This window comes from Chloroflexota bacterium (assembly GCA_011322445.1).
GTDB lineage: Bacteria > Chloroflexota > Anaerolineae > Anaerolineales > DRMV01 > DRMV01.
In genome coordinates this window covers 115,943-123,494 of sequence record DRMV01000047.1, presented here as the reverse complement: position 1 = coordinate 123,494, position 7,552 = coordinate 115,943, and the positions used below count along the sequence as shown (strand labels likewise).

Annotated in this window: 5 protein-coding genes; all 5 read right to left on the bottom strand. The window is 61.6% G+C overall.

The window, feature by feature from the left end; all coding sequences use genetic code 11:
* Nucleotides 1-145: elongation factor Tu (tuf, locus tag ENJ54_10475; GenBank protein ID HFC10256.1), on the bottom strand; the 145-nt coding region annotated here is incomplete at its 3' end.
* Nucleotides 146-206: 61 nt separating this feature from the next.
* Nucleotides 207-2,288 carry an elongation factor G gene (fusA, locus tag ENJ54_10470; GenBank protein HFC10255.1) on the bottom strand — a complete coding sequence of 694 codons (2,082 nt, stop codon included), beginning with the start codon at nt 2,286-2,288 and terminating at the stop codon, nt 207-209.
* 138 nt (nt 2,289-2,426) lie between these two features.
* Nucleotides 2,427-2,897 carry a 30S ribosomal protein S7 gene (locus ENJ54_10465; GenBank protein HFC10254.1) on the bottom strand — a complete coding sequence of 157 codons (471 nt, stop codon included), beginning with the start codon at nt 2,895-2,897 and terminating at the stop codon, nt 2,427-2,429.
* A gap of 55 nt (nt 2,898-2,952) precedes the next feature.
* Nucleotides 2,953-3,372 carry a 30S ribosomal protein S12 gene (locus tag ENJ54_10460; protein HFC10253.1) on the bottom strand — a complete coding sequence of 140 codons (420 nt, stop codon included), beginning with the start codon at nt 3,370-3,372 and terminating at the stop codon, nt 2,953-2,955.
* 220 nt (nt 3,373-3,592) lie between these two features.
* Nucleotides 3,593-7,504 (bottom strand): DNA-directed RNA polymerase subunit beta, encoded by a 3,912-nt coding sequence (locus ENJ54_10455; GenBank protein HFC10252.1) that lies wholly within the window; start codon nt 7,502-7,504, stop codon nt 3,593-3,595.
* Nucleotides 7,505-7,552: the final 48 nt, after the last annotated feature.

Sequence of the window (7,552 nt, the reverse complement as noted above, 5' to 3'; positions counted from 1 at the left end):
CGTCAAACGGGGTGTACTGACCCCAACCGCGCAGTGCGCAATACTTCGTAATCGCCGCGGTCAGCGTCGTCTTCCCGTGGTCGATGTGCCCCATCGTACCTACATTCAGGTGCGGCTTCGTGCGTTCGTATTTCTGCTTCGCCATCGGTAACTCTCCTTCAGGAAATTAGCATCGGGTTAGGATTGGTTGCAAAAAACAGCGCAGGCTAAACCGTCTCGCCTGCGATAATCGCCTTAGCAACATTGTCGGGGACAGGCGCGTAGTGGTCGAATTCCATCGTAAAGGCGCCACGCCCTTGCGTAATGGAGCGAAGTTGGGTGGCATAACCAAACATTTCAGCCAGGGGCACCATCGCGCGCACGGCACGGGTGTTGCCAGCCCGCTGCTCCATGCCCTGAATTTCGCCGCGGCGCGACGACAACTGCCCCATGACGTCGCCGATGTACTCCTCCGGCACCACCACTTCCACTTTCATGATGGGCTCCAGCAGCACGGGCTTGCCCCGCTTGACGCCTTCCCGGAAGGCCATCGTTGCGGCCACCTTGAAGGCCATTTCGCTGGAATCCACCTCATGGTACGAGCCGTCATAGAGGCGCACCTTGACATCGGTGACCGGGTAGCCCGCCACCACACCAGCGTCGGCGGCTTCCCGAATGCCCTTCTCGACAGCGGGAATGAACTCTTTGGGAATCGTACCGCCCACAATGGCATCTTCGAACAGGATGCCCGACCCGGGCTCCGCCGGTTCCATCGAAATCACCACGTGGCCGTACTGACCGCGCCCGCCGGTTTGCTTCACAAAGCGGCCTTCCACCTTGGGCACCGCGCGGGTGATGGATTCCCGATAAGCCACCCGCGGCCGCCCCACATTGGCCTTCACATTGAACTCGCGCTTCAGGCGGTCGATGAGAATTTCAAGGTGCAACTCGCCCATGCCCGAAACAATGGTCTGGCCGGTTTGCTCGTCGGTGCGCACGCGGAAGGTGGGGTCTTCCTCGGCCAGTTTGTGCAGCGCCTGGGAAAGTTTGTCCTGGTCGGCGGTGCTTTTCGGCTCGATGGCGATGGAAATCACCGGTTCGGGGAACGAGATGCTTTCCAGCACGATGGGGTTCGCCATGTCGCAAAGGGTATCGCCGGTAAAGGAGTTCTTGAGACCCAGCACCGCGCCAATATCGCCCGCCAGCACCTCGGTCACATCTTCGCGCCGGTCGGCATACATCCGTAGCAGGCGGCCAATGCGCTCGCGCTTGCGGCGCGTGGCGTTATACACCTGCGAGCCCTGGGTAATCTTGCCGGAATACACCCGGAAGTAGGCCAGCCGCCCGACGTAGGGGTCGGTGACGATTTTGAACACCAGCGCCGCGAGGGGCGCATCGTCGCTCGGCGGGCGGGTGACTTCCTCGTCGGTACGCGGGTCAATACCACGCACTTCGGCAATGTCTAAGGGGGAAGGCAAGAAATCCACCACCGCGTCGAGCAAAGGCTGCACGCCCTTGTTTTTGAGGGAACTGCCGCAATAAACCGGCGTCAGTTCGCCGCGGATGGTCGCCCGCCGCAAAGCCGCCTTCAGTTCCTCGACGGTGATTTCCTCACCTTCGAGATACTTCATGGTGAGGTCGTCGTCGGTCTCGGCAATTTGCTCGACCATGCGCTCATGGGCGGCTTCCACCTCGTCGCGCAATTCGGCGGGCACCTCGGTGACCTTCGGCTCTTTGCCCAGGTCATCCACCCACACAATGGCCTGCTTAGTGAACAAATCGACCACGCCACGGAAATCGGATTCCGCGCCAATCGGCACCTGCACCGCCACCGGGTTGGCCCCCAGTCGCTCGCGGATGCTCTCGATGGAACGCTCATAAGAGGCGCCCACGCGATCCATCTTGTTGACGAAGCAAATGCGCGGCACACCGTAACGGTCGGCCTGGCGCCACACCGTTTCGCTCTGGGGCTCCACGCCCTGCACAGCGTCGAAGACCACAATGCCGCCGTCGAGCACGCGCAGCGAGCGCTGCACTTCGGCGGTGAAGTCAATGTGGCCGGGCGTGTCGATGATGTTGATCTGGTAGCCCTTCCACTCGGCACTGACCGCCGCCGAAACAATGGTGATGCCGCGCTCGCGCTCCTGTTCCATCCAGTCGGTGACGGTGTTGCCCTCGTCCACCGAGCCAAGGCGGTAGGTCTTGCCGGTATAGAACAGGATACGCTCGGTCGTCGTGGTCTTACCGGCGTCGATGTGGGCGATAATCCCGATATTACGGTACTTCTCTAAAGGATACTTCCGTGGCATGAATCACCTGTATTCACCGAAGAGGCCAGAAAGAACCGCAGATTTCGCAGGCCAAAGGACGCTCTGAGAATCTGCGCAATCTGCGGTTTTCACCCAAGGGGTGAGCAAGCGGCGCTCAATCGGCAGTTCAAACCGCGCTCAAACGCGGAAATGGGAGAAAGCGCGGTTGGCCTCGGCCATGCGATGGGTCTCCTCGCGTTTGCGCACAGCAGAGCCCTGGTTGTTGGCAGCGTCCATCAATTCGGCAGCCAGTTTTTCGGCAAACGACTTGCCGGAACGCGCCCGGGCCGCGGCCAAAATCCAGCGGCAGGCCAGTGCGAACTGGCGGCGAGGCGGCACTTCCATCGGCACCTGGTACGTCGCGCCGCCCACACGGCGGGGACGCACTTCCATGATGGGCGAGGCGTTTTTCAGCGCCTGCTCGAAAACCTCAAGGCCGGGCTTGCCGGTCTTCTCTTCGATAATTTCAAAAGCCTTGTACACCTGGCGCGCAGCCACGCTCTTCTTCCCACCGCGCATCACGCGGTTGATGAAGGACTGCACTTTCACACTGCCGTATTTGGGGTCGGGCGGGACCAGCCGCCGCTCAGGTCGGTATCGTCGTGGCATCTCTCACTCCAACTTCGCGGCCGGCGCGCTGCGCCAGCCCAGCGACTAAAATGACTTACGATTTCGGCTTGCGGGTACCGTACTTGGAACGCGCCCGGCGGCGATTTTCGACGCCAGTCGCGTCGAGGGTGCCGCGCACGATGTGGTAGCGCACACCCGGAAGGTCTTTCACACGCCCACCGCGCACCAACACCACCGAGTGCTCCTGCAGGTTGTGGCCTTCGCCCGGAATGTAGGCCGTGACCTCGATCCCGTTGGTCAGGCGCACACGGGCAATTTTACGGAGCGCCGAGTTCGGCTTTTTCGGGGTCATGGTACGCACCACCGTGCACACCCCGCGCTTCTGCGGCGCGCCCTTCGGCATCCGCAGGCGGCGCTGCTTCATCGAGTTATAGATGTACTGCAAAGCAGGCGCCTTGCTCTTGGTCTTCTTCGGCTTGCGACCTTTGCGAACGAGTTGATTGATTGTTGGCACTTCTGCCTCCCGAAAACGATGTTGCCTCTCAACTTGCGTAAACGAAGGCCATCATCATGCGATGGCCTCCACGGAGCGCCCGCCGCAGCAGGCGCGAAAGGACACAAAGAACCTTACGCAGCAGGGCAGGATTGTACCATGCGGCAAAACGCGCGTCAAGAAAATCTGCAAACGGCGCGTTGCCGCGGGGTGCCAGGCCGCCTGCTGCGCCTTCACCGCCTCACAAATCCTCGCCCAGGCCCAGGAGGCCCACCTTGACCTTGGGCACCTTCGGCTTGGCCGATTCCTTGCCAAACTTTTCCACACCCTCGGGGGTGATGGCTTCCACCGCCAGGCCCAGGCTCTGCAACTCTTTCACCAGCACCTTGAAGGAAGCCGGCAGGCCAGGCTCTTCAATGGGCTCACCCTTGACGATAGCCTCATAAGTCTTGACACGGCCCTGGACGTCGTCGGATTTCACGGTGAGCATTTCCTGCAAGGTGTACGCCGCGCCGTAGGCTTCCAGCGCCCAGACTTCCATTTCGCCGAAGCGCTGGCCGCCGAATTGGGCTTTACCGCCCAGCGGCTGCTGGGTCACCAGGCTATACGGGCCGGTGGAGCGGGCGTGCACTTTGTCTTCCACCAGGTGATGCAGTTTAAGGATGGTCATCACGCCCACGGTTACCGGGCGGTCGTAAGGCTCGCCGGTAAGGCCGTCGCGCACAATTTGCTTGCCGAGGGTGGGCACCGGCTGGCCGGTTTCCAGCGAGACTTCAGCAGCCTTCTGCCGCAGTGCCTCGGCGGGCACCTCGTCAGCATCGTAGCCCAGGCTTTCCAGCCACAGGCGCAAGCCGGCTTCCACCGCCCGGGCATCTTGCGCCTCGCGTGCGGAAACCGGGATCTTCATATCCTCAAACGCGAGGATTTTGTCAGGGTCGTAGCCCTTTTCGCGCAGCCATTCGCGCAGCACCGAGCGGCGAGCGTAAGTCTCGTCATCCGCCAGGCGGTACACATCGTAGCCCTTATCGCCCAGCCACTGCTCCAGGTAGAGGGAACGCACCTCGCCATCGCTGCGCAGGTCTTCCGGCTCGTAGCCTTCTTCATTTACCCACTGCCACGCGCGCTCGGTGATTTCCTTCCACGCGTGGTTGATCATCCACGCGCGCACCAGTTCGGCTTCCACCTCGGCCTCGGTGGCGCTATCGAACACCGGCACCACCGCCCGGAAGCCCAGTTGCTTGGCTGCCCAGCCGAGGTGCACTTCCAACACCTGGCCGATGTTCATGCGGCCGGGCACGCCCAGCGGGTTGAGGATGATATCCACGGGGGTGCCGTCTTCAAGGAAGGGCATATCTTCCACCGGCACGACCTTGGAAATCACGCCCTTGTTGCCGTGGCGGCCAGCGATTTTATCGCCAGCAGTGAGCTTGCGGCGCTGCGCCACCGACACACGCACCATCTTTTCCACCCCGGCGGGCAGGTCGTGGTTGTCTTCCCGGGTGAAGACCTTGACGTCGATCACCGTGCCGCGCTCACCGTGAGGCATCCGCAGCGAGGTGTCTTTGACGTCGCGGGCCTTTTCGCCGAAGATGGCTCGCAGCAGGCGCTCTTCGGGCGTCAGTTCTTTTTCGCCCTTCGGCGTGACCTTGCCGACCAGAATGTCGCCAGGGCCCACCTGAGCACCCACGCGGATGATGCCGTCTTCGTCCAGGTCTCGCAGGGCATCGCCGCCCACGTTGGGAATGTCGCGGGTGATTTCTTCCGGCCCCAGGCGGGTGTCGCGCGCCTCGGTCTCGTACTTCTCGATATGCACCGACGAGAAGAAATCGTCTTGCACCAGGCGCTCGGAAATCAGCACCGCGTCTTCGAAGTTGCCGCCCTCCCATGAAAGGAAGGCCACCACCGCGTTCTGCCCCAACGCCAGCACGCCATCTTGCGTGGCCGAAGAGTCGGCCAGCACGTCGCCCTTCTTCACCCGCTGCCCTTTGACCACCGCGGGGCGCTGATCGATGCAGGTGCTCTGGTTGGAACGCTGGAACCGCCGCAACTGATATTCATGCAGCGAGCCGTCGTCGGTGCGCACCACCACGTGCTCGCCCGTCACGGCAATCACTTCCCCGGCTTCCTCGGCAATCACCAACTGCCCAGAGTCGCGCGCGGCAAAGGCTTCCATGCCGGTGGAAACCAGCGGCACTTCCGGGCGCATCAGCGGCACCGCCTGCGCCTGCATGTTGGAACCCATCAGCGCGCGGCTGGCGTCGTCGTGTTCCAGGAAAGGAATCATCGCCGCACTCATGCCCACCAGTTGCTGCGGGGCCACATCCATGTAGGTGATGTTGACCGGCTCGGTGAACTGGAAGCCGGAGTGGTAGCGGCAGACGACATCGTCAGCCAGGAATTCACCGTATTCGTTCAGCGGCGCATTGGCCTGGGCAATGTAATGGTTGTCGTCGACGTCGGCGGTCAAATAGTCCACATCATCCGAAACGAAGGGCACGACCTTCACCTCGGTTTCGCCCAGGCGCTCGGCCAGGTCGCGGGCCTGCTGTTTGGTCAGGCGGGTGCCTGCCTCGAACAGCACTTCGCCGGTCTCAGGGTCTTTGACGTCTTCCCGCAACTGGCGGTTGACCATGTAGGGGCTGTTGGCAGGCAGGGCGCTGTAAACCCGCCGGTAAGGGGATTCAATGAAACCAAATTCGTTGACCCGGGCGTAGGTCGCCAGGCGGCCAATCAGGCCAATGTTGGGGCCTTCCGGCGTCTCGATGGGGCAAATGCGGCCATAGTGGGAGTGGTGCACGTCGCGGACGTCGAACCCAGCGCGCTCGCGGCGCAGGCCGCCGGGGCCCAAAGCCGAAAGGGTGCGCTTGTGACGCAATTCGGCCAGCGGGTTGGTCTGGTCCATGAACTGGGAAAGCTGGCTGGAGCCGAAGAATTCCCGCAGGGCTGCCACCACCGGGCGAATGTTGATGAGCGTGGCGGGCGTCACCTGCTCCTGGTCACGAATCGACATGCGCTCCTTGATGACACGCTCCATACGGCGCATCCCAATGCGCAGTTTGTTTTGCACCAGTTCGCCCACGGTCTTCACCCGCCGGTTGCCGAGGTGGTCCATATCGTCGGGGGAATCTTCGCCGTTGTTGATGGCAATGATGCGCCGCAGCAGCCGCACAATATCCCACTTGGTAAGCGAGCGGTGGTCCAAAGGCACAACGCCATGCAAGCCGAGTTTCTGGTTCATCTTGTAACGGCCCACACGGGCGAGGTCGTAATAGCGCTGATTGAAGAGCTGGGTTTCCAGGAATTCGCGGGCGTTTTCCAGCGTCGCCGGATCGCCAGGACGGACGCGCTTGAAGAACTCAATCAGCGCCTGCTCGGCAATGGAAAGGCTGCTCGCGGTATCCCACTCCGGTTCCTGCCGCAGCGTCGAGGCGATGAACATGCGATCGGGGTTGGTGTCTACATCGCCAAAGAGGGAAAGGATTTCCTCGTCGGTGCCTTCTTTGATAGGAGAATCCGAAAGGCCGTCATCCACCGCCGCCAGGGCGCGCAGCAAAATGGTCACAGGCACCGTGCGGCGGCGGTTGAACTTGAGGATGAGGTAATCGCTCTTGCGGGTCTCGAACTCCATCCACACACCGCGGTCGGGAATCAGTTTCGATTTTGCCAGCGGGCGGCCGGTGGCGCGGTCGATGAGCGCCTCGAAATACACACCGGGCGAGCGGATGAGCTGAGAAACCACGACACGCTCGGTGCCGTTGATAATGAACGTTCCCTTGGAAGTCATCCAGGGGAAATCGCCCAGGAAAATATCTTGCTTCACCGGTTCTGGCACTTCCGGCCCGGCAAGGAGCACCGAGACCCACAACGGGCGGGCATAGGTCAGGTCGCGCTCTACGCATTCCTCAACGGTGTGCTTGGGCTCGCCAAACCAGTAACGCAGCCCCCACTGTTTGGCTTCCGGTGTGCGGCTGGGGAAGTAAAGCCGCATTCCTTTGTTATAAGATTCGATAGGAGTGATTTCATCAAACAGGTCAGCCAGGCGTTCCGTGACCAACCGCTCAAAAGAGGCAAGTTGAATTTCAATCAGGTCGGGCAAAGGCAGTTTGACGTCGATCCGGGCGTAGGACTTGGTGGGCAGTGCCGCCATGTGCATACTCTCCTGCAGGAAAAAATCTGGTGTCCATTTCCCCTTGTGCCGGGA